20 protein-coding genes are annotated in these 21263 nt (G+C 63.6%); 8 read left to right on the top strand and 12 right to left on the bottom strand.

Annotated elements, in window-relative coordinates; genetic code table 11:
• The first annotated feature begins 87 nt into the window (after positions 1–87).
• From tsaB to ACQ3C8_RS07345, 4 genes are read left to right on the top strand one after another with little or no spacing between them, the layout of a single operon-like run.
• The gene (tsaB, locus tag ACQ3C8_RS07360; protein WP_428852997.1) at positions 88–813 is read left to right on the top strand and encodes a tRNA (adenosine(37)-N6)-threonylcarbamoyltransferase complex dimerization subunit type 1 TsaB; all 726 of its coding nucleotides are present in this window, start codon (positions 88–90) and stop codon (positions 811–813) included.
• 21 nt (positions 814–834) lie between these two features.
• Positions 835–1377, top strand: coding sequence for a ribosomal protein S18-alanine N-acetyltransferase (gene rimI / locus ACQ3C8_RS07355; protein ID WP_428852996.1), 543 nt, complete (start codon positions 835–837; stop codon positions 1375–1377).
• Positions 1374–2261 carry a uracil-DNA glycosylase gene (locus ACQ3C8_RS07350; RefSeq protein ID WP_428852995.1) on the top strand — a complete coding sequence of 296 codons (888 nt, stop codon included), beginning with the start codon at positions 1374–1376 and terminating at the stop codon, positions 2259–2261. The genes rimI and ACQ3C8_RS07350 overlap by 4 nt, the downstream gene beginning before the upstream one ends.
• Entirely contained in the window at positions 2227–3357 is a 1131-nt protein-coding gene (locus tag ACQ3C8_RS07345) for a DUF1853 family protein (RefSeq protein WP_428852994.1), read from the top strand. The genes ACQ3C8_RS07350 and ACQ3C8_RS07345 overlap by 35 nt, the downstream gene beginning before the upstream one ends.
• A gap of 40 nt (positions 3358–3397) precedes the next feature.
• Here ACQ3C8_RS07345 and lplT read toward each other — a convergent pair whose 3' ends face one another.
• The gene (gene lplT / locus ACQ3C8_RS07340; RefSeq protein ID WP_428852993.1) at positions 3398–4717 is read right to left on the bottom strand and encodes a lysophospholipid transporter LplT; all 1320 of its coding nucleotides are present in this window, start codon (positions 4715–4717) and stop codon (positions 3398–3400) included.
• A gap of 328 nt (positions 4718–5045) precedes the next feature.
• Here lplT and alr point away from each other — a divergent pair, with 328 nt between their 5' ends.
• Both alr and radA read left to right on the top strand, forming a co-directional pair.
• Positions 5046–6137 carry an alanine racemase gene (gene alr, locus ACQ3C8_RS07335; protein WP_009522706.1) on the top strand — a complete coding sequence of 364 codons (1092 nt, stop codon included), beginning with the start codon at positions 5046–5048 and terminating at the stop codon, positions 6135–6137.
• Between the two features lie 60 nt (positions 6138–6197).
• Positions 6198–7562, top strand: a complete 1365-nt coding sequence (radA, locus tag ACQ3C8_RS07330; RefSeq protein ID WP_009522705.1) for a DNA repair protein RadA — start codon at positions 6198–6200, stop codon at positions 7560–7562.
• Positions 7563–7673: 111 nt separating this feature from the next.
• Here radA and ACQ3C8_RS07325 read toward each other — a convergent pair whose 3' ends face one another.
• The 6 genes from ACQ3C8_RS07325 to ACQ3C8_RS07300 form a co-directional block, all read right to left on the bottom strand.
• On the bottom strand, positions 7674–8645 hold the full coding sequence (locus ACQ3C8_RS07325; RefSeq protein ID WP_009522704.1) for a Bug family tripartite tricarboxylate transporter substrate binding protein: 972 nt from the start codon (positions 8643–8645) through the stop codon (positions 7674–7676).
• 111 nt (positions 8646–8756) lie between these two features.
• Entirely contained in the window at positions 8757–9848 is a 1092-nt protein-coding gene (locus ACQ3C8_RS07320) for a 2Fe-2S iron-sulfur cluster-binding protein (protein ID WP_428852992.1), read from the bottom strand.
• Positions 9829–10170 carry a Rieske 2Fe-2S domain-containing protein gene (locus ACQ3C8_RS07315; protein ID WP_428852991.1) on the bottom strand — a complete coding sequence of 114 codons (342 nt, stop codon included), beginning with the start codon at positions 10168–10170 and terminating at the stop codon, positions 9829–9831. The genes ACQ3C8_RS07320 and ACQ3C8_RS07315 overlap by 20 nt, the downstream gene beginning before the upstream one ends.
• Positions 10171–10179: 9 nt before the next feature.
• Complete coding sequence (locus ACQ3C8_RS07310) at positions 10180–10686, bottom strand: aromatic-ring-hydroxylating dioxygenase subunit beta (protein ID WP_428852990.1); 507 nt, start codon at positions 10684–10686, stop codon at positions 10180–10182.
• Complete coding sequence (locus ACQ3C8_RS07305; protein WP_428852989.1) at positions 10680–11969, bottom strand: aromatic ring-hydroxylating oxygenase subunit alpha; 1290 nt, start codon at positions 11967–11969, stop codon at positions 10680–10682. Before ACQ3C8_RS07305 ends, ACQ3C8_RS07310 begins: the two co-directional genes overlap by 7 nt.
• A 40-nt stretch (positions 11970–12009) precedes the next feature.
• Positions 12010–12537: a type 1 glutamine amidotransferase domain-containing protein gene (locus tag ACQ3C8_RS07300; RefSeq protein WP_009522699.1), complete on the bottom strand. Its 528-nt coding sequence runs from the start codon at positions 12535–12537 to the stop codon at positions 12010–12012.
• 159 nt (positions 12538–12696) lie between these two features.
• Between ACQ3C8_RS07300 and ACQ3C8_RS07295 the strand changes: the two genes are divergently transcribed.
• The gene (locus tag ACQ3C8_RS07295) at positions 12697–13479 is read left to right on the top strand and encodes a GntR family transcriptional regulator (RefSeq protein ID WP_428852988.1); all 783 of its coding nucleotides are present in this window, start codon (positions 12697–12699) and stop codon (positions 13477–13479) included.
• A gap of 37 nt (positions 13480–13516) precedes the next feature.
• Here the strand turns inward: ACQ3C8_RS07295 and ACQ3C8_RS07290 are convergent, their stop codons facing one another.
• Positions 13517–15652 (bottom strand): hypothetical protein, encoded by a 2136-nt coding sequence (locus ACQ3C8_RS07290; protein WP_428852987.1) that lies wholly within the window; start codon positions 15650–15652, stop codon positions 13517–13519.
• Between the two features lie 519 nt (positions 15653–16171).
• Here ACQ3C8_RS07290 and ACQ3C8_RS07285 point away from each other — a divergent pair.
• On the top strand, positions 16172–16666 hold the full coding sequence (locus ACQ3C8_RS07285) for a disulfide bond formation protein B (RefSeq protein ID WP_009522696.1): 495 nt from the start codon (positions 16172–16174) through the stop codon (positions 16664–16666).
• A 28-nt stretch (positions 16667–16694) separates the two neighbouring features.
• Here the strand turns inward: ACQ3C8_RS07285 and ACQ3C8_RS07280 are convergent, their stop codons facing one another.
• The 4 genes from ACQ3C8_RS07280 to dapE all read right to left on the bottom strand — a co-directional run bounded on the left by ACQ3C8_RS07280 (position 16695) and on the right by dapE (position 21214).
• Positions 16695–16934, bottom strand: a complete 240-nt coding sequence (locus tag ACQ3C8_RS07280) for a hypothetical protein (protein ID WP_428852986.1) — start codon at positions 16932–16934, stop codon at positions 16695–16697.
• A gap of 14 nt (positions 16935–16948) precedes the next feature.
• Positions 16949–18886, bottom strand: coding sequence for an ATP-binding cassette domain-containing protein (locus ACQ3C8_RS07275; RefSeq protein WP_428852985.1), 1938 nt, complete (start codon positions 18884–18886; stop codon positions 16949–16951).
• Positions 18887–19142: 256 nt separating this feature from the next.
• Positions 19143–20066, bottom strand: a complete 924-nt coding sequence (gene prmB / locus ACQ3C8_RS07270) for a 50S ribosomal protein L3 N(5)-glutamine methyltransferase (RefSeq protein WP_428852984.1) — start codon at positions 20064–20066, stop codon at positions 19143–19145.
• The gene (dapE, locus tag ACQ3C8_RS07265; RefSeq protein ID WP_009522692.1) at positions 20063–21214 is read right to left on the bottom strand and encodes a succinyl-diaminopimelate desuccinylase; all 1152 of its coding nucleotides are present in this window, start codon (positions 21212–21214) and stop codon (positions 20063–20065) included. The genes prmB and dapE overlap by 4 nt, the downstream gene beginning before the upstream one ends.
• Positions 21215–21263 lie beyond the last annotated feature (49 nt).

Raw genomic sequence — 21263 nt, 5'->3', positions numbered from 1 at the left:
GGACGAACGGAAAATTCCATCATAGCAACGAACCTCGCGGATCGATTCGAGGGCCTCCTCGGTTTCGCCAACCGCTACAATCGCGTCATGACCCAGATTCTTGCATTGGAAACATCGACCGAGTGGTGCTCGGTCGCCCTGGCATTGCGCCGGGACGGCGGCGTCCGCACAGTCGCGCGCCATGAACAGACGGGCCCGCGTTCGAGCGACCTGATCCTGCCGCTGGTCGACGCGGTGCTGGCCGAGGCCGGCGTGACGCTCGACGCCTGCGACGCCATTGCCTTCGGCGCCGGACCTGGCGCCTTCACTGGTCTGCGCACGGCCTGCGGGGTGGCCCAGGGCCTGGCGTTCGGTATCGACCGGCCAGTGATTGCCGTCAACTCGCTCGAAGCCTGTGCCGAGCAGGCCGGTGCACAGCTGCCCGCCGGCATGCCCGTGGTCGTGGCGCTCGACGCCCGCATGCAGGAATGCTACTGGGCCACGTTCCGCTGGGATGGCAGCGGCTGGGAAGCGCTGACACCGACCCGCGTCGCGCCGCCGGAGGCCGTGATCGCGCCGGAAGGACCGTTCTGGCTGGTGGGGAGTGCGCTGACCGTATTTGGCGAACAGCTGACGCTTGCAGCCCAGGCAGCGCATCGCCTGCCCGCGATATTGCCGGACGCACGCAGCGTGGCTGCCATCGCGTTACGCATGTTCGATGCCGGCATGACGCAATCCGCCGAACATGCCGCGCCGCTGTATGTGCGCGACAAGGTGGCGCTGACGGTGACCGAGCGGCAAGCCGTGGCGGCCGCCAAGGCCGCAGGCAACTGACAGGAACGGCAGGGACGCGACATGTCGAATTTGTCAGCCAATCTGTCCGTGCCGGCAGGGTTGCCAGCCGGCTGGCGCCTTGAGCGCATGACCGTGCTGTCCATACCGGAAATCGTGGCGATCGAGCTGCGGGCGTATCCGTTTCCGTGGTCGCAGCGCAATTTCGAGGACTCCGTACGCAGCGGTTATGTCGGCCTATTGCTGCGCGACGCGCATGGCCGGCTGGCCGGCTACGCTATCGTCATGCCGGCGGTCGATGAGATGCATCTGCTGAACATCACCATCGCCCCTGAGCACCAGCGCCGTGGCCTTGGCGCCTGGCTGCTGCAGGCCGTTGCCGATACGGCACGGGCCTCGGGCTATCATGGCATATTGCTCGAGGTGCGGCCGTCCAACGGTGGCGCGATCGCGCTGTACCAGCGCAGCGGTTTCGCGGAAATCGGCCGGCGGCGGGGTTATTACCCGGCGGCTGATGGTGCACGCGAGGACGCACTGGTCATGCGCCTGCACTGGCCCACAGCGGACGGTGATACCGCGAGCGCACACGGAGGATTCCGGCCATGAGCCGACGCGAACAGTTTCTCGATGCAATGGGCCTCATGCCGGAATGGCTGCCGCGCCAGCATGGCGCAGTGCTGGAGGTGCCGGAAGCGCTGCAGGTACCGGAATCCACGGCAGGGGTGGTGGAGCGCGCCGCCATTGGGGCAGAGGCCAATGTGGCTGCCGCACGGGATACAAGGACGGCATCTGTTACCGCGCCCGGGACCGGGCATCCTGGCTCGTTCGACGAGGGAATGCCGCTGCAGCAGCCGGCCCGCCGGCCGCACGGGGGTGACCACGCCCAAAGCAACGCCCGCGCCCTGGAAATCGCCACGCTCGACTGGGAGCCGCTGGCCCGGCATGTGGCTGATTGCCAGGCATGCCAGCTGTGCGAACGGCGTACCAATACCGTGTTCGGGGTGGGCGACCAGCAGGCCGAATGGATGTTCATCGGCGAAGGTCCAGGCGAGCAGGAAGACTTGCAGGGCGAGCCCTTCGTCGGGCAGTCGGGCAAGCTGCTCGACAATATGCTGCGGGCGCTCGGCATGTCGCGCCAGCGCAATGTATATATCGCCAACATCGTCAAATGCCGGCCGCCACGCAACCGCGATCCGGAGCCGGAAGAGGCCGCGCTATGCGAACCCTATCTGCAACGCCAGATCGCACTGCTGAGGCCGCGCCTGATCGTGGTGCTCGGCAAGGTCGCTGCACATCGCCTGTTGCGCACCGACGCGCCAGTCAGCCGCCTGCGCGGCCAGGTGCATGACTATGAGGGCATCCCGGTGGTGGTGACCTACCATCCGTCCTACCTGCTGCGCTCCCCGAACGAAAAGGCCAAAGCCTGGGATGACCTGTGCTTTGCGCGTGCCCTGCATGAACGATCCGGTCCGTCCGCCGGACGCGCCTGAGCGGGTCGTCCGGACGCAGCGCGACCTGCGCTGGCTGGCAGCATCGCCATGGCTGCTGGGACATGGTGCGCCGGATGCAGCGGATGCAGTGCGTACCGGCGACACGGATCGGGCAGCAGGCGCGTGCCGGAGCAGCAACGATCTGGTTCTTCCTCCGCTGGCCGACTGGCCGGCGCATCTGGCGCCGGTACTCGAGCATTGGCTGAAGGCTCCCGATGGCGCCGCCAGCTTGCCGCCGGTGGCGGCCATTCCCAAGCGCCTGGGACGCTACGCTGAACTCCTGCTGGGCGGCGTGCTTGCGCATCTGCCGGGTATCCATGTGCTGGCGGCCAACCTGCCCATCCGCCGGACGGCCGGGCAGGGCAACGAGATCGATACGCTGGGAGAACTCGACTTCGTCTGGCGCGACCAGGCGAGCGGCGTGGTCACCCACTGGGAACTCGCCACCAAGTTCTACCTGCTGATGCCGGAACCCGATCCGGCTGCCCCCATCACCTGGATGCACTTCGTCGGCCCCAATCTTGCCGACCGCTTTGGCGACAAGCTGCACCATATCGCTACCCGCCAGCTCCCCCTGTCGCACACGCCAGAAGCGCGCGCCGCACTCGGCTGCAACGTGGACCGGGCCGAGGCCTATCTGAAGGGCTGGCTGTTCTATCCGCTGGAATGGCCCGATGTGCGCCAGTCCGGTCGCCTGCCGGCGCGCTTGGCGGCCGATCACCTGCATGGCTGGTGGGGGACGCTCGATCAGTTTGCACACAAGCCTTCCGGCCGTTCGGGCGATCTGCGCTGGTGCCTGCTGCCGCGCGCCCTGTGGCTGTCGCCGGCGCAGCTGGATAGGGGGAGTGGCGGCCTGCTGGAACATGCCGCCATGGTGTCTGCGCTATACGAGCGGTTTCATAGCGGCAGCGAGGCGCCGGCATACCGGCGCAATATTCCGGTGATGGTATGCGGCCTGCGGCGCGAGACCGACAATGCTGGCCGAGACGGCTGGCATGAGGTGACGCGCGGATTCATCGTGCCCGATGGCTGGACCGACCTGGCATTGCGCCGGGCGCAAGGGGAACGGGTGGAACCAGGCGGCAGGATGGGCTGAGCGGCCGGCCGTGAAGTCCTCGCTGGCTGCCGGAACGGTATCAGTGGTGCTTGTCTTCGGCGATCAGCGCGACCGAATCGAACTTGCGCTGGTTGATGCGATGCTTCTGCATCACCAATAGCATGGTCACGCACACAAATGTGCCGAAGGCGATGATGACGATGCTCACCGGAACGTCGAAGCGGATCAGCAGCGCATACAGGCACAGCATCACCAGCACGGAAATGTTCTCATTGAAGTTCTGCACGGCAATGGAATGGCCGGCCGAGAGCAGCACATGGCCACGATGCTGCAGCAGGGCATTCATCGGTACCACGAAATAGCCGGACAGGCCACCCAGCAGCATCAGGAACAGATAGGCCATCAGCATGGCCAGCGACAACTGCATATTGCCGATCTGGAACACGACGTGCGGCAGGGTATCGCGCGTGTAGAAGGCCATCAGCATCACCAATAGGCCCATTGCCACGCCATACGGCAGCACCGACAGCGAACGCTTGAGCGGCACGCGCATTGCCGCGAGGATGGCGCCTGCCGCCACGCCCACCGCCACCACGGCCTGCAACAACGCACCCTGCGAGAGGTTGAGTTGCAGAGACTGCTCGGCCCATTTCAGCACGATGAACTGCAGCGTTGCCCCCGCCCCCCAGAACAGCGTGGTCACCGCCAGCGAGATCTGGCCGACCTTGTCGCGCCACAGTGTGCTGCAGCAATCGGCAAATTCGGAAATCAGGCGGAAGGGGTTTTTTTCCTGGGCAGGATACCGGGCGCCGGTGTCAGGAATAAAGAGGTTGAAGATGGCTGCCGCCAGATAGCACAGCATGATCACGATCATGGCGGCCTCGGTTGGCGATTCGATGCCGAGATCGATGAACGGCACATCGATCCCGAGCAGCATCTGCGATACCTTGTGCGAGATCAGCGCGCCGCCCAGTACCGTGCCGAGGATGATCGAGCCTACCGTCAGGCCCTCGATCCAGCCGTTGGCCGCCACGAGTTTCTCGGGTGGCAGCAGCTCGGTCAGGATGCCGTACTTGGCCGGGGAGTAGGCTGCGGCGCCCAGCCCGACCACGCCATAGGCAATGAGCGGGTGCGAGCCGAACAGCATGATGGAACAACCGCCGATCTTGATGGCATTGGTGATCAGCATCACGCGGCCCTTGGGCATCGAGTCGGCGAAGGCCCCGACAAACGCCGCCAGCAGCACGTAGGAGAGCACGAAGAACAGCTTGAGCAGCGGGGTCATCCAGGCCGGGGCAAGCATCTCGGTAAGAAGGGCAATGGCCACGATGAGCAGCGCATTGTCGGCCAGCGACGAAAAGAACTGCGCGGCCATGATGGTGTAAAAACCCTTCTTCATACTCTCGACTCGGTCTCCGGCGACGACGCCTGCCGTGGGGTCCGTTATAGGACGACCGGACGGCGCGTCCGGCTTTATATCACGAAAAAGGCGCCCATCCTGTGAAAATCGCTGCGCTTTTTCCTGCTCTTCCGGCATGCGCGGCAAGTCCCGAAACCGGTCGGGAGGCAGGCGGGCGCACGTTCCGGCGAGGCGTCGCAGCATTTTTGCAGGGTCACCGCCCGGATGTGTTCAAATAACGCTTTTGCATGCCACCTGGCTGACGGCCGCCTGCAATAGAGACCCGATTGCCGCGCCAGGTTCCATGCCGACCCAGGTAATTTGTCCCATGCCGAGACCCATCCGCGCCACGATCTTCCCCGCAGCCCTTCGCCACAACCTCAATGTCGCCCGCCGCTGCGCGCCGCAGTCGCGTGTTTGGTCGATCATCAAGGCGAATGCCTACGGGCACGGCATCGAGCGGGTGTTCGCAGGCCTGCGTGGCACCGACGGGTTCGGGCTGCTGGATCTGGACGAGGCCGTGCGTCTGCGGGAGCTTGGCTGGGAAGGGCCGATCCTGCTGCTCGAAGGATTCTTCAAGCCGGAAGATATCGCGTTGATTACGCAATACCGGTTGACCACCACGGTGCACTGCGAGGAACAGTTGCGCATGCTCGAGCAGGCGCGCCCGGCCGGGCCGCTATCCATCCAGCTCAAGATGAACACCGGCATGAACCGCCTGGGATTCCGCCCCGAACAGTACCGGGCGGCCTGGGAGCGTGCACGCGCCATGCCGTGGATCGGGTCGATCGTGCATATGATGCATTTTTCGGATGCGGACGGCGAACGGGGTATCGCCCATCAGGTGCAAGCCTTCGATGCCACGGTGGTGAACCTGCCGGGCGAGGCCAGCCTCTCCAACTCCGCTGCGACGCTATGGCATCCTGCCGCGCACCGTCACTGGGTGCGTCCGGGCATCATGCTGTACGGCGCCTCGCCGACTGGCATCGCCGCAGATGTGGCGCAGTTCGACTTGCAGCCTGCCATGTCGCTGACCAGCGAAATCATCGGCGTGCAGCAGCTGGCCCCCGGCGATACCGTTGGCTATGGTTCGCGCTTTACCGCCGATACGGCGATGCGCATCGGCGTGGTGGCGTGCGGCTATGCCGATGGCTATCCGCGCCATGCGCCGGGCTGGGGCGACACCTTCACCCCGGTACTTGTCGATGGCACACGCACGCGCATGGTGGGGCGCGTCTCGATGGACATGCTGGCCGTCGATCTTACGCCGTGTCCGTCAGCGGGCGTTGGCACGCCGGTCACCCTGTGGGGGGAGGGACTGTCGATCGATGAAGTCGCTGCCGCCAGCGGCACGATCGGCTACGAGCTGATGTGCGCTGTGGCACCGCGCGTGCCGGTATCCGTGGCGGACGGCGACTGATACCGTCCAGTTGCACTGTCGACTGCATGACTAGCCTGCCGATTCCCGGAGTTTGAGCGCGTGGCCAAAGCGAAAACGATCTATACCTGCACCGAATGCGGCGGCAGCACACCCAAATGGCAGGGCCAATGCCCGCATTGCCAGCAATGGAACACACTGGTCGAGAGCGTGGCGGAAAATGCTGCCTCCGGCCACCGCTTCCAGTCGCTGGCCGCACCGGCGCGCGTGCAGAAGCTGCCGGAAATCGAAGCGGCTGATGTGCCGCGCTTCAGCAGCGGCATCGAGGAATTCGACCGCGTGCTCGGCGGAGGCCTGGTACCGGGTGGGGTCGTGCTGATCGGCGGCGATCCCGGCATCGGCAAGTCCACCCTGCTGCTGCAGGCCATGGCGGAATTGTCGCGCGAGCGCGGGGCGCTGTATGTGAGCGGCGAGGAGTCGGGCGCACAGATCGCGCTGCGGGCACGCCGCTTGGGCATTGATAGCCCGAACCTGTCCCTGCTGGCCGAGATCCAGCTCGAGAAGATCCAGGCCACCATCGAAGCCGAGCGGCCTGATGTGGTTGTGGTCGATTCGATCCAGACCGTTTATTCGGATGCGCTGACGTCCGCGCCCGGCTCGGTGGCGCAGGTGCGTGAATGCGCCGCGCAACTGACGCGCATTGCCAAGAGCACGGGCGTGACGATGATCCTCGTCGGCCATGTCACCAAGGAGGGCGCGCTTGCCGGTCCGCGCGTGCTCGAACATATCGTCGATACGGTGCTGTATTTCGAAGGCGATACGCACTCCGCGTACCGGCTGATCCGCGCCATCAAGAACCGCTTCGGCGCAGTCAACGAGCTCGGTGTGTTCGCCATGACCGAACGCGGGCTGCGTGGCGTGGCCAATCCATCCGCGCTGTTCCTGTCGCAGCATGAGCAGACCGTGGCCGGCTCATGCGTCCTGGTCACGCAGGAGGGCACGCGGCCGCTGCTGGTGGAAGTGCAGGCGCTGGTCGATGCTGCGGGCGCACCGAATCCGCGCCGCCTGGCCGTGGGGCTCGAGCAGAACCGCATCGCCATGCTGCTGGCCGTGCTGCACCGCCATGCTGGCATTGCCTGCTTCGACCAGGACGTGTTCCTTAACGCCGTGGGCGGCGTGAAGATCACCGAACCCGCTGCTGACCTCGCCGTACTGCTGGCGATTCACTCCTCAATGCGCAACAAGCCGCTGCCGCGCGGCCTCGTGGTCTTCGGGGAAGTTGGCCTGGCGGGCGAGATCCGTCCCAGCCCGCGCGGCCAGGACCGGCTCAAGGAAGCCGCCAAGCTCGGTTTTACCGTCGCGCTGATTCCCAAGGCCAATGCGCCCAAGCAGAAGATCGACGGCCTGCAGGTGATCGCCGTCGAGCGGATCGAGCACGCCATCGACCGGGCGCGCGAGCTCGACTGATGCCGGCCTGAATCCGGCTCGCATGGCGCCGGCGCGTATTCCGGTCGCGCGTGGTTTCCGTGCGAACCCGTCCACCGCGCAACCGGCAACCGCGCTGCAGGCACATGCGCCTCAATCGATCCGGATCTGCCGTTCCTTGACAAGTGCCGCGATACGCGCGCTTTCGCGCTCCATCGTGCGTTTCATGTCCTCGGGCGTATCGCCCACCATGTCCATGCCCATGGCGGCTACTCGTTCTTTCATCGACGGGTCGGCAGAAGCGATCCGGACATCCTGCGAAATTTTCTGCACGATATCCTTTGGCGTGCCAGCGGGAGCGACGATCCCGAACCAGCCGCGCGCCTCGTAGCCCGGCACGGTGGCCGACACCAGCGGCACATTGGGCAGCTGGGCGATCGGTGCAGGCGCGGCCACCCCCAGTGCGCGCAGCTTGCCGCCCTTGACCAGCGTCAGTGCCGCGGTGATGTTGGCTACGCAGAAATCGACCGTGCCGCCGGCCAGATCGACCAGCGCGGGCGGATCACCCTTGTACGCGATGGCCGTTGCCTGGATATTGGCAGCCTTCAGGAAGCCCTCGCTGGCGAGATGGCTTTGCGAGCCGACCCCGGCATGACCGAACGATAGTGATTTGGGCTTGGCGCGCGCCGCGTCGAGCAGGTCCTTGAGCGACTTGTAGGGCGAATTGGCTGGCACCACGATGACCATCGGCCCGGAAGCGACAGTCGCGATCGGCACGAAATCGCGCTCCGGGTTGTAGCGCGGATTGCTGTAGATATGCTGGTTGGCGGTCATCACCGCCCCCGAGGGAAAGAACAGCGTATAGCCGTCCGGCGCAGCACGGGCCGCCTCCACGGCGCCGACCGTTCCGCCAGCACCTGCACGGTTTTCCACGATGACCGACTGTCCCCACATGCCGCCGAGTTTTTCCGCTAGCATGCGTGCCGGTGCATCGGTAGCCCCACCGGCAGGAAACGGCACGATGATCTTGACTGGCTTGTTTGGCCATGCCTGGGCAAGGGCGGTGCCAGCGCAGGCCATGCTGGTCACGAGTGCTGCCAGTATTAAAGTGATACGGCGCTTCATGATGTCGTCTCCTGTGGGTGGATAGTGCGCTTGTTCTAGTGTTCGTGCTTGTTCCCGTTCTTGTGTTAATGCTTGTGATCGCGCATCAGTCAGTGGTATTCAGGGCAGGTGTTATCCAAACCGGTCGAAGCGGATTCTCTGCAATGGAAATTTCTGCTTCATCAGCATGCGGATACCGGCATCGACCGCTACGGGCGGTCCGGCAAGGAACGCTGTCGGTGTTTCCAGACCGGGGCGGAGGCCGTGCATCGCGACTTCATGCACGAAGCCATGCGCAAAGCGCAGCGCCGGATGACGCTCGATAAGCGCGGGAGCTGGTTGGACCTCGGAGAGGGCGACGGTGACCTGCAGCAATCCGTTTGACCGCTCCGCCAAGGCGTTGAGTTCAGAGGCATAGAAGAGGTCGTGCGCCGCCCGTACGCCAAAGAACATGTCGGTACGGCGCGTGCCGCGCAGTGGCTGTCCATGGATCGCCCCGACGATGGACATCATGCCCGCGATGCCGGAGCCGCCGGCAATGCAAACGATGTCCTGCATCGTGTCTGCCTCGAAGGTTGCCTTGCCCAGCGGACCAAACAGGTCAACCCGCATCCCCTCGCGCGCCGTCTGGAACAACCAGGTGGAAAAGTCGCCATCCGGCTTGCGCTTGATCAGCAGGGTCAGTGCCGTTGCCGGCATATCGTGGTTGACCATGGAATACGCGCGGTAGCCGGTGACGCCTGGCGCACCAAGCAACACGAATTGCCCGGGTAGAAAATCCAGGGGGGCGGACAGTTCGAGCCGCAGTTCGATGATGTCCGCATTGAGCAGGCGCAAGCCGGAAACGCGTGCTTGCTGTCGTGCTGGCCAGCAGTGCGGTTCGAGCATCTGCTCCGCCCCCTTGGGCAGTGCCACTTCCAGCGGGCCGCATGCAGCCGTCTGGCACATCAGCACCTCGCCGCGCTCCCGCCGCAGCTTGGCGGCAGCGGGCGCTTCCGGCCAGAGGTCGCGGTGCTGGCCGTGCAGTACGGTGGCGCGGCATTGTCCGCAGGTACCCGTCGCGCATTCATAGGGCAGGCAATGGCCGGCGCGCAGGCCGGCATCAAGCAGCCGCTCGTCTGCCATGGCCCGGTAGCCGGCCGTGCCGGAAGGCGTGCGTATCAGGATCGCGTGCGGGGTGGAATGCAGCATGGTATGCATCGGCTCACTCGCACTCGTCTTCATGGCAGTACTGCAGCTCGGTTTCCACCTCCGCCCAGATCGCCGCATCGCGGATTTCGGACGGGTAGCGCAGCAGGGCCTGCTCGGCCACGCCGATAGGCTGGGCATCGGGGATGCTCCATTGCCACAGATGCTTGTTGCAGGTGAGCACGCAGCCGTCGAAGAAGCCATCGGCCAGCGCGTTTTCCATGTGCGGGCACGAAGGGGGAACGACCAGGTGGCCGTTATCCCCATGGATGACCATCACCTCGAACGCGCCGATCGAGAAGTTCTTCATCTCGCCCTTGGGCACATCCGCGACCTCGCATACTTTTTTCCAGCCCATGCTCGTCTCCTAGAACGGGATGTGCGAACCGACATCGATCTGGCGTGTTTCCAGGCGTACGTTGCGGCTGACCAGCCGGCCCGATTCGCCATCTGCTGCCAGGCGGATGCGGTCGTCGTACTTACCGACGGCGAACAGGCTCGTGCGGCCCGAGACGATATGCGAGTTCAGGCCATCCAGCTCTGTGCGGTACAGCGAGAACAGCGTCTGGACCCGTATGGTGTCGCCATCGGCCTCGTGCTCGGCCCGGTACACCGTGGCATGGCGCATGAGCGGCGCATTGTTGGTGTTGTGTCGGGGTAGCAGGTCGAACAGCGATTTCAGGCCCTTCCAGTCGCGATCCATCCACGTCTGGTCTTTCTGGATCTCGGGGCTGTAGTTAGTGATGCGATAGCGGAACGACTCAGGTTCGCAGAGTGCGAGAAAACCAGCCCAGTCGTTGGCGTTCATGGCAAGGCAGCTTTCGTACACGATACTGTCGATGACTTGCCGCGTGCCGGGATCCCGAATCAGCATGCTGCACCTCCTGCAACCGGGTTGGAGGCGGGCCGGCCCATGCGGCGTGACCATTCCGCGAAATACGAGCGTAGTCCGATCTCGTCATGGATCGTGTCGCCTTCCTCGCGCGCCATGATCAGGTACTTGGCGGCCGGGCTTTCGTTCATCGCCAGCGTCTGGTTCTGCACGGCCAGCAGGTCTTCGATGATGTTGCGGCCGAACGGGCCCCAGATGGTGTCGTGATCGATAATGCGCGCTTCACGGATCTCTGGAGTGTCGCTCTTCAGGCCGAGGCCGCGCACCTCAATCAGCGTCTCGCTTTCGCTGAGCGGTGTCATCACACTCACGCGCAGACAAGAGGCACGCAGGCTGTAGGTGCAGGCGGGGAAGATATTGAGCTGTTTCCAGCCGTTCTTTGGCATGCCGGGGAAGGTCAGGTGGCGTTCCTTGTTGCCTTCGTAGGCATCGTAGGCCACCGTGGTCAGTCCGGTCGCGGCGTGGCCATTCGGAAAGACCTGGTACTTGCGGTCGAAGTAGCCCGGCTGCAGCATGCCAGTCGCGCGGTTATGGAAATGCATGTAGTCGTGGTAGAACTCGCGGCTGGTTTCATGCCACAGCTTGTAGTTCGTCGGGATGACTGCTTTCTGGTAGTGAAAGATTTCCAGCGGCTCCGACTCAAGCTCGGTATGCATCCCATCGAACGCGCCGGCGATGAAGTCACTCAGCGATTCACCTTCATCTGCGAGGTTGACCCAGACGAAACCGCCATAAGCCACCTCGGTGCGCAGTTCGCGCAGGCCGACATCGGCCTTGCACAGACGATCCTGGTAACCATCTTCCTCGCGCGGAATCTCGGCGCAACGACCCTTCGCATCAAACTGCCAGCCGTGGAACATGCAGGTCATGTGTTTGGGATTGCCCGACGGCTCGGCCTTGAGCAGCGAGCCGGAGGGGGCGCGCACAATAATGTTGCCTCGGTGTGGGCACATATTGAGGAATGTACGGATCTTGTTGTCCGGGCCTCGCACGACCACGATCGGACGATTGTTGGAGACACCGCTGGTGCGGTAGTCGTACGGCTTTGGCAACTCGCTTTCATGGCAGACCGGCAGCCACATCCGGTTGAACAACTTGTCGATCTCTTCCTCGAATACACCGTGGTCGGTGTACACGCGCGTATCGACATAGTGCGTATCCGGCAGGTTCGGACGCGTGCGCCATTGCATGTCGTTGCGCGTGGTGGCGGCGCGCCGTGTCGTCGCAGGCGGCGCGACGATGGCCTCGGAGAAAGCGGACTTCATAGAATGGTCTCCTGTGGGAAGGGGATATGTCTGTTGAGGGTCAGGCGTGCTTCTCGGCCAGGGCCGATACGATGGCAGCACAGAACTGCGGCAGATCGGCCGGCTTGCGCGAGGTGATCAGGTTGCCGTCGCGGACGGCCGGCTCATCGACGAATGTGGCGCCGGCGTGGACGATGTCATCGCGAATCTGTGTTGCGCCGGTCACGCGCTTGCCAGGCAGGACGCCGGCCGACGCCAGCATCCATGTGCCATGGCAGATCGCCGCGACAATGGCGCCGTTCTGGCAATGATCACGTACGATTTGCACCAGGCTGGCATCGGTACGCATCAGGTCCGGCGCGTAGCCGCCCGGGACGATCACGGCGTCGAAGCGCTTGCCTACCGCATCGCGCGATGCCAGGTCGGCCTGCACGGGGTAACCCAGCTTGGACTTGTACGCATCGGCCTTCGGACCGATGAACGTGACCTGCGCGCCTTCTTCCTGGAGGCGGAATACTGGCACCCAGATCTCCATTTCCTGATAAAGGTTTTCGACCAGCACCGCGACGTGCACGTCTTTTAGCTTCATCGCTCGTCTCCTTCGACTCATTCGAATGAGTCAATTGTATGAGGGAAAAGGGGTTTGTCAATGAATATTGATGCTGCAGCGCGCCACAAAGGTTGCCTGGGCTGGTGAAACCGTTGCCTGGATGGCGGAAAGGAAGGGGGCTGGTGCTACAATCGCCGCATGGAAAGCAAACCTGCCACGACAGTTTCCCGACGCTTCAACCACGGCCCGGCGCCTGCGGACATGCCGCTGTACAAGCACGTCAAGGACCAGATCATCGAGGCGCTGCGCACCGGTGAATGGCGCCCCGGCGACATCCTGCCGAGCGAAAGCCGGCTGGCGGAGCGCTACGACGTGGGCATCTCGACGATCCGCGCAGCCGTGTCCGAGCTGGCCGCGGCAGGCGTGCTCGTGCGTCGGCAAGGCAAGGGCACCTTCGTTGCCATCCATGGCGACCAGCAGAATCTCTTTCGGTTCTTCCACGTCGTGCGCAACGACGGCACGCGCATCCTGCCGGTCAGCACGCTGCTGTCATTCAGCAAATCGACTGCCGACGAGCAGACGGCCGAAATCCTCGCGCTGCCCCGGTCGCGACAGAAGGCCGGGGTCTATCGCATCTCCAACATGCTGAAAGTCGACGGCACACCAGTGATCGTGTCCGAGATGGTGGTGCCGGTGGAAATGTTCCCGGGCCTGACCAAGGCCCAGCTGCAGCAAGGCAGCACCCTCTACGCTGTCTACCAGCGGCATTTCGGCATCACCATCACACGCTCCTCCGAGCGGCTTGCTTCGGCCGGTGCCGATGCCTTTGCCGCCGAGCACTTTGGCATCGAGCTCGGCGCGCCGGTGCTGGAAGTCCGCCGTGTGGCCTACACCTTTGGCGACAAGCCAGTGGAGGTGCGCCACAGCCGCATCGATACGCGCAACTATCACTACCGGCTGGAGGAGGGCGACCAGGTCTGACTCGCCGGCTACACGACGATCAGTCCTTTGGCTGCAATCATGTTCGATCTCTGGTGTTGATCAGTTCATAGCCGAGGCTCAGGATCGTTTCTGCGGACCAATGGTCCGTCAGTGGCGATTTCTTCAGAATGGCGAGGGCATCCGCATTCAGTTTGCTGTCCTTGAGCAAGATGGACAAGGCGCCGATTTTGCCCGCCACCGGCATGACTTCTTCCAGCGAAGTCCGCGCACATCGCCTCAGGCGCTTCAGCAGGCCCGGCGCATCGATGTGCCCGCCCTTCTGGCGCAGCAGCCGGGCGATGCGGTCGGATTTCCACGCTCCTTTGATCTGGAGAATCCGTGCTGCAAACGGTGTACGTCCCAGTGCGTCGCGACCATTGATGCCGGCGCCCCGTTGGAGCATGATTTCGATGAGCGCGCACTGCTGCTTCCGGACTGCCTGTGGCTCACCATCGTGCAAGGACAGCGTCACGACTTCATGCAATACGGAGGGTTGACCTTCGTCGTATCCCCCAAGATTGGCGCCGTGCTCGACGAGTTGCTTCGCCATTTGCAGCATGGCAAGCCGCGTCGGATCCGGCTTGCCCCGCGGACGCACCCAGTCGGCGTGCAAGCTATCTTCCAGCATGGCGTGCAAGGCTTGAGTCAAACCGGTGACTGTATGGCGATCGCGCCCGAGAAGAAACGCCAAGCATTCTGGCTTGCGGGCGCGGGCGACATCGACCAGCAGGTTGCTCAGATCCCTGGTGGCACTCATGGCCTGCAATTCACCCAGTGCTTGGGTATCGGAACAGTAACGCAACATGAATGCGATACGCTGAGGTGATCCGGCAGGGTAACGGTCCAGGCCGGCGGCCCCTGCGGCGGCGGGCATCACCAAGCCTGCCGCTTCGCTGGTATGCAGCCGGTGATGCTCGAAATTCTCGCGGGCGTCCGCATCGGCCGATTGAGACAGCTGCCAGAGCGCTTCATGCCATGCTGCGAAGTCAGCGTCGCGGCGTTGTGCAACTTGCGGAGCGATTGATGGCGGGAGCTCGCACAGCGCCCGCAGGACAAGATATACGTCTGCATACTGTACGGCATACTCCGGGCCATTCTTCACGGGGCGCCATGCTTTGCCGGTATTCATGTAAGCCAGCAGCGTCTGGATATCCGGGAGCAGGCCGCATGTGTAGAAATCGGCGGTGACCGTTATCTTGGTAGCCCATGGAAGATCACGCCTCTTGGCGATCTCCAGCCAGTGTTCAAATTGCACAGGCATGTATTCGGCGAGCTTGCCGAACAAGACCAGATTGTCGTTATCGCTCCTGGCAAGGGTGAGCGCCAGCGCGCTGGGTGTGAGCTGGTAATAGGTGCGATTCTCGCGGGCATGGGGCTGGCTGAAACTGGGCGTGCCAGCGGCGCCGAAGCCGGTTCTGGCGCGGTGGATGTCTTCAAATTTCCGGCTATGGATGCGAGCAATCGGGATCAATTGCTTGTTTTTTAACCAATTGGCTGTCAGCGTAATGTAGTCCCGGCTGTTTGCAGCCGCCGGCAAGAGTGTCTGTGGGAGCGCTCCCAGCACATGCGGATTCGCGACCAGTGCTGTGTGAGTCCCGCGCGTGAGAAGAAAGAACGACTTGACCGCCTCCAACGCTTCGCGATGCTGCAGTGCTGCAAGTGCGCGTGTGAGTTGCCGGACAGCGTGCTGATCGTTCACTTTGTGAAAGTGTTCGAGGTCGTAGAAGGTTTCGAGAATTTCTGGAGCGCCTGGCGCAATTCTCGCAAGGTTGTGGCGATAGGCTTTAACGGCCTTGTGCAAGGCTTGGGCTTCGTTCAGCTCAGTGCCCATGCCGGACGGCTGCTCCTGGCCAAGACTGGCGCTCAGCTGCTTCAGCAAATTCGCCATCAGGTCGCGGTTGACGAATGGCGCATGTCGGACTGCGACGTTACTGAGCATGTTGGCCGATTCGTTCCCCTGGCTGCAGAAGGTCACCCCTTCACGGCTACGGTACGGAAGCGTCGCAAGATACGCCGAGGGCATTCCGGCATTTTTCGCCAGTATCTTCATGTCACGGTAGCGCGCCTCATACCGTTCGGCACCCGGGTCCTCACTTTGCGATATGGGATCGGGAGAGGCGCCGTTCACATCGATTGGCGTGGATGCGCGCAAGTTGCGCAGGGTCTTGAGCATGAACATATCGAGGGCCCTCAGTGGTCAATGACGGCATGGTATCGGCGTGCACCACCATCGGCATGTAAATAACCGTGAAGCCTCGAATGTTTTGAAATCATTTACAAATAATCCGGAACCGTAAAGCAGGCATGACTGCATGGACGCGCTGCCTTCGCCGTCATGCTGCTGGAGGTTGGCGCCGATTATTCAAAGTAAGATAGGCCGGACCAGTCTGCATGGCATGCGGCCGGGCATGCTGCGCATGTGGAAGTTGTGCTGGCACTGATCGCCAACAGTATTCCTGCGGAGGATGAGAGCAGTATGAAGTGGCTATCGCGCTCGAGGCTGCTGCCATATCTCGCGAAGGCAGCAGCATGGTGCCGCCAGCAGCGGAACAATGCGGGGATGGCTTGGCTCGCCCTCAAGCCGCCGCTGGCACGCGGCGCAGTACGGTGAACTGGCGGAAAACGCGTGACGGCTCAGGGCGGGCGGACGATGCGGTAATATGTGCTCCCAGACCTTATCCTGCCGCTTTCCATGACCGTGCAACCAACCTCCATGCCTTCGCGCCCGTTCTTCCTGCTGATTGCCATCGCCAGCTTCGGCCTGCTGGGCTACGCGCTGTATCTGCAGCATGTGGAAATGCTCAAGCCATGTCCGCTGTGTATCCTGCAGCGCTACGCCTTCCTCGGCATCGGCCTGTTCGCCTTGCTGGCCTCGCTGGGCCGCGCCACGCGCGGCCTCTGGCACGGACTGGCGATGCTGTCGGGCATCGGCGGCATTGCGGTGGCGGGTTATCACGTGTGGACGCTGTTGCATCCCACGGAATCGTGCGGCATCGACCCGATGCAGAACTGGATCAACGCGTTGCCCAGCGCGCGGGTGCTGCCAGAGGTATTCCGTTCCAGTGGCCTGTGCAGCCTGCCGCTGCCGCCGATCTTTGGTATCTCCATTCCGGTATGGTCGCTGATCTGGCTGATTGTCCTGACCCTGCTGCTGATCGGGGCGATGGTGCGGCGTGAGCGGCGTTGATCCATCGACCCCGAATGACGCGCTTTGATCAGATATGCGGGACGACGGAGGTGCGCTCCGTTTCCTGCAGCTGGATCAGTGCCTGCATCAGCAGATGATGGCTCTCGGCAACCTCCGAGGGGGCGACCTGATTCTGCGACAACGTTTCCATCACGATTTCCAGCTGCCGAATGCCTTCATCAAGCGTAGCGCCACATGCGCGAAGGGTGTTGTAGACAGGATCAGCGAGCGCTGGCGATTGCGCCTCCACCAGGCGCGCTACGCGCAAGGCAGCTGGCTGGTCTAGCCGATTTGCTCCAGTTGCTCCTGCAACTCGAGCCAACGCATTTCCAGCGCATCCAGCGCTTCCGTGACCTCGGCCTGGCGCCTGAGCATCTCCAGCAGGTGGGCTTTGTTGGCCTCGGCGTAGCTGCTTTCGTCAGCCATGAAGGCATCGATTTTCGCCTTGTCGGCCTGCAGCGCGGCCATATTCTTCTCGACGGTAGCCAGATCCTTTTCGAGCGGCTTGCGCAGCTGGGCAAGCCGCTGACGCTCCTCGGCTTCGGCGCGGCGCGCTTCCTTGCGGCTCGGGCCGGCGTCGGTGGCAGGGCTTGTGCTGTCCGGGGTGCGCAACCCTGCGAGCGCCGCACGCTTGGCCGCGGCTTGCTGCAGCAGGTAGTCGCGATAGTCGTCGAGGTCGCCGTCGAACGCTTGCAGCTTGCCGTCACCCACCAGCAGGAACTGGTCGGTGGTGGCACGCAGCAAGTGGCGATCGTGCGAGACCAGCATCAACGTGCCATCGAACTGCGCGAGCGCCATGGTAAGTGCTTCACGCGTGTCGAGATCGAGGTGGTTAGTCGGTTCGTCGAGCAACAGCAGGTTAGGCTTTTGCCAGACGATCAACGCCAGCGCCAGGCGTGCTTTCTCCCCGCCGGAGAATGGACGGATCGGCGCGGTGGCCATGTCCCCGCGAAAGTTGAAGCTGCCGAGGAAGTCGCGCAGTTCCTGCTCGCGTGTATCCGGGGCGAGGCGGGCCAGATGCTGCAGTGGTGTGTCGTCCTCGCGCAGCGTCTCGAGCTGGTGCTGCGCGAAGTAGCCGATCTGCAGGCCTTTGCCGTGCCGCACGGTGCCTGCCAGCGGCGCGAGCGTACCGGCAAGGGTCTTGATGAAGGTGGACTTGCCCTGACCATTGGCACCGAGCAGGCCGATACGCTGGCCGTTCTGTAGCGATAGGGTTACATGTGGCAGGATCGGCAGCGGACCGGCATCGGTGGCATAACCGCATGCCACACCGTCCAGCACCATCATGGGATTGGGCGCAGCATCCGCTTCGCGGAACTCGAAGGAAAAGCCGGCGGCGGCATGCACGGGCGCGAGCCGTTCCATCTTCTCGAGTGCCTTGACACGGCTTTGTGCCTGGCGGGCTTTGGTGGCCTTGGCCTTGAAGCGCGTGATGAACGATTCGAGATGCGCGATCTGCTTCTGCTGGCGTGTAAACGCGGCCTGCTGCTGCTCCATCTGCAGCAGCCGTTGCGTCTCGAAGAACGTGTAGTTTCCACCATAGCGTTTGATCTGCTGATGTTCGATATGTAGCGTGACCGTGCACGTGGCATCGAGAAACTCGCGGTCGTGCGAAATCATCACCAGGGTGCCGGGGTAGCGCGCCAGCCAGTCTTCAAGCCAGACGATGGCGTCGAGGTCGAGATGGTTGGTTGGTTCATCGAGCAGCAGCAGATCGGACGGACACATCAGCGCCTGCGCCAGGTTCAGGCGCATGCGCCAACCGCCCGAGAAGCTGTTGACCGGTGCGCCAGTCTGCGCGGCCGTAAAGCCGAGTCCAAGCAGCAGCGTCTCGGCGCGGGCCGGTGCGGTGTAGCCATCGGCATCGGCAAACGCGGCATGCGCCTCGGCTTCGGCATGGCCGTCGCCGGCGGCGCTGGCGGCAGCCATGCGCGCTTCAATGGCACGCAGGCGGCGGTCGCCATCGAGCACGTAGTCGAGCGCTGTGCGGTCGACGGCCGGCGTGTGTTGCGCGACGTGCGCGGTTTCCCACGTGGGCGGAAAGGCAATGTCGCCGCCATCAGGGCTCAATTCACCCAGCAGCAGGGCAAACAGCGAAGTCTTGCCGCTGCCATTGACACCGACCAGCCCGACGCGTTCGCCTGGATTGAGCGTGGCGGAGGCATGGTCGAACAGCACCTTGGTGCCGCGTTGCAGGGTGAGGTTGTCGATGCGGATCACAGCGTGAGAGTCGAAATCAGGATGAACGAGGTGCAGGCTGGCTTGCCAGGGCGAGTCATGTAGCAGTTATCAATGTGGCCGTCGGTGTGTCGCAGAGGCGCTTGCACATGCGGCTGGTACGGTCGGCGAGGCAGTGACCAGGCAACGCCAGGCCCACGTAGCAATGCGCGAAGCCGGCGCCGCTTGCCTGCCGTCCACGGCATGGTCAGTGCCGGCTCAGGCCATAGCGACGGCGATCCGGGCGCATCGCGTTATTTTACGCGGGCAGGGCATCATACTCGATCAGGAACACCTGATCGTCGCCGGCGCTGGTCGGCAGCCAGACGATATCAAGATCGGCAAAGGCCGCTTCGACATTGGCGCGCTCGTTGCCGATTTCCACGATCAGCACGCCGCCGGGATTGAGATGCGCGCGCGCATCGGCGATGATGCGCCGTACGACATCCATGCCGTCGTCACCCCCGGCCAGCGCCATGCGCGGCTCGGCGAGATACTCGGGCGGCAGCGCCTGCATCGATGCCTCGTTGACATACGGCGGATTGGTGAAGATGGCGTCGTAGCGCTGTCCGGCCGGAAGCGCGGCATACAGGTCGCCTTCATGCAGGGCGATACGGTCCGCCAGCCCATGCTCGGTGACATTACGGCGAGCGACTTCGAGTGCGTCGTGCGACAGGTCCACGGCATCGATCCGGGCGTTGGGATAGGCGTGGGCCATTAGCACCGCCAGGCAGCCGGAGCCGGTGCACAACTCCAGCAGGTTGGCCGTGCCTTCAGGGTCGGGCAGCCAGGGCTCCAGTCCTTCCTGCAGCAGTTCGCCGATGAAGCTGCGCGGCACGATGGTGCGCTGGTCGACGTAGAAGCGCAGGCCATGCATCCAGGCTTCGTTGGTCAGGTAGGCCACCGGCACGCGCTCGCGTACGCGACGTTCGATCATGTGCAGCACAGCCTCGGTCTCGGCGGGCAGCAGGCGCGCATCGAGAAAGGGCTCCAGCAGGTCGAGCGGCAGGTGCAGGCCGTGTAGTACCAGGTACACCGCTTCGTCATAAGCGTTATCGCTGCCGTGGCCGAACACCAGGTGGTTGGCATTGAAGCGTGATACCGCATAGCGCACAAGGTCGCGCACCGTCAGGAACGGATGGCCGCGCAGCTCGGGCGGCAGGGTCAGCACGGTACCGCTCATGCCACCAGCCTTTCAAGCACGCCACGATAGATGTTCTTGAGCGGCTCGATGTCGGCGATCGCGATATGTTCGTCGATCTTGTGGATGCTGGCGTTGGGCGGGCCGCACTCGATCACTTGTGGGCAGATCCTGGCGATGAAACGGCCGTCCGAGGTGCCGCCAGTGGTCGATAGTTCCGTATCCAGCCCGGTTTCGGCGGCAATCGCGGCACTCAATGCTTCCGACAGCTCGCCGCGCGGCGTAAGGAACGGCTGGCCGCTGATCGTCCAGTCGAGCGTGTAGTCCAGCTGATGTGCGTCGAGAAGTGCGTGGACGCGCTGCTGAAGGCCATCGGACGTGCTGGCGGTGGAAAAGCGGAAATTGAAATCGATTACCACTTCGCCGGGAATGATGTTGGTTGCGCCGGTGCCGCCGTGGATGTTGGATACCTGCCAGGTGGTTGGCGGGAAGTATTCATTGCCTTCGTCCCAGCGCACGGCCACGAGCTCGGCGAGTGCTGGCGCCACGAGGTGAATCGGGTTCTTTGCCAGATGCGGGTAGGCAATATGGCCTTGCACGCCGCGCACGGTAAGGCGGCCCGACATCGAGCCACGCCGGCCATTCTTGACCATGTCGCCTACCTGCGTCACGGAAGTTGGCTCGCCGATCAAGCAATAGTCGAGTCGTTCGCCACGCGCGCTCAGCAGCTCGCAGACCTTGACGGTGCCATCGTGCGCCGGGCCTTCCTCGTCGCTGGTGATCAGAAAGGCAATCGACCCCGCATGATCGGGATGCGCGGCGATGAACTCCTCGCAGGCGACCACGAAGCCAGCAATGGAGGTTTTCATGTCTGCCGCGCCGCGCCCATACAGCTTGCCATCACGATACGACGGCTCGAACGGATCGGACGACCATTGCTCGAGCGGGCCGGTTGGGACCACATCGGTATGCCCGGCGAACGCCAGCAGCTTGCCATCCGTGCCGGCCCGGCCACGGCGCACTGCCCACAGGTTGGTCACGCGGAAGTCGTCCGGGCCGCTCTCGATGGTTTCACAGGCAAAGCCGAGCGCGGTCAGGCGTCGCGTCAGGATGGCCTGGCAGCCTTCGTCAGCAGGCGTGACGGAGCGGCGGCGGATCAGGTCTTCGGTCAGGGCGAGGGTGGCGGACATGGTCAAAAACAGAATGGGTGGAGCGGGCGGTGGGGTGGCCGGTGGGGCG

Source organism: Imbroritus primus, from assembly GCF_964332355.1.
GTDB classification, from domain to species: Bacteria; Pseudomonadota; Gammaproteobacteria; order Burkholderiales; family Burkholderiaceae; genus Imbroritus; species Imbroritus primus.
The sequence above is the reverse complement of the archived record's forward strand: the minus strand, read 5'-3'. Positions and strand labels throughout refer to the sequence as shown.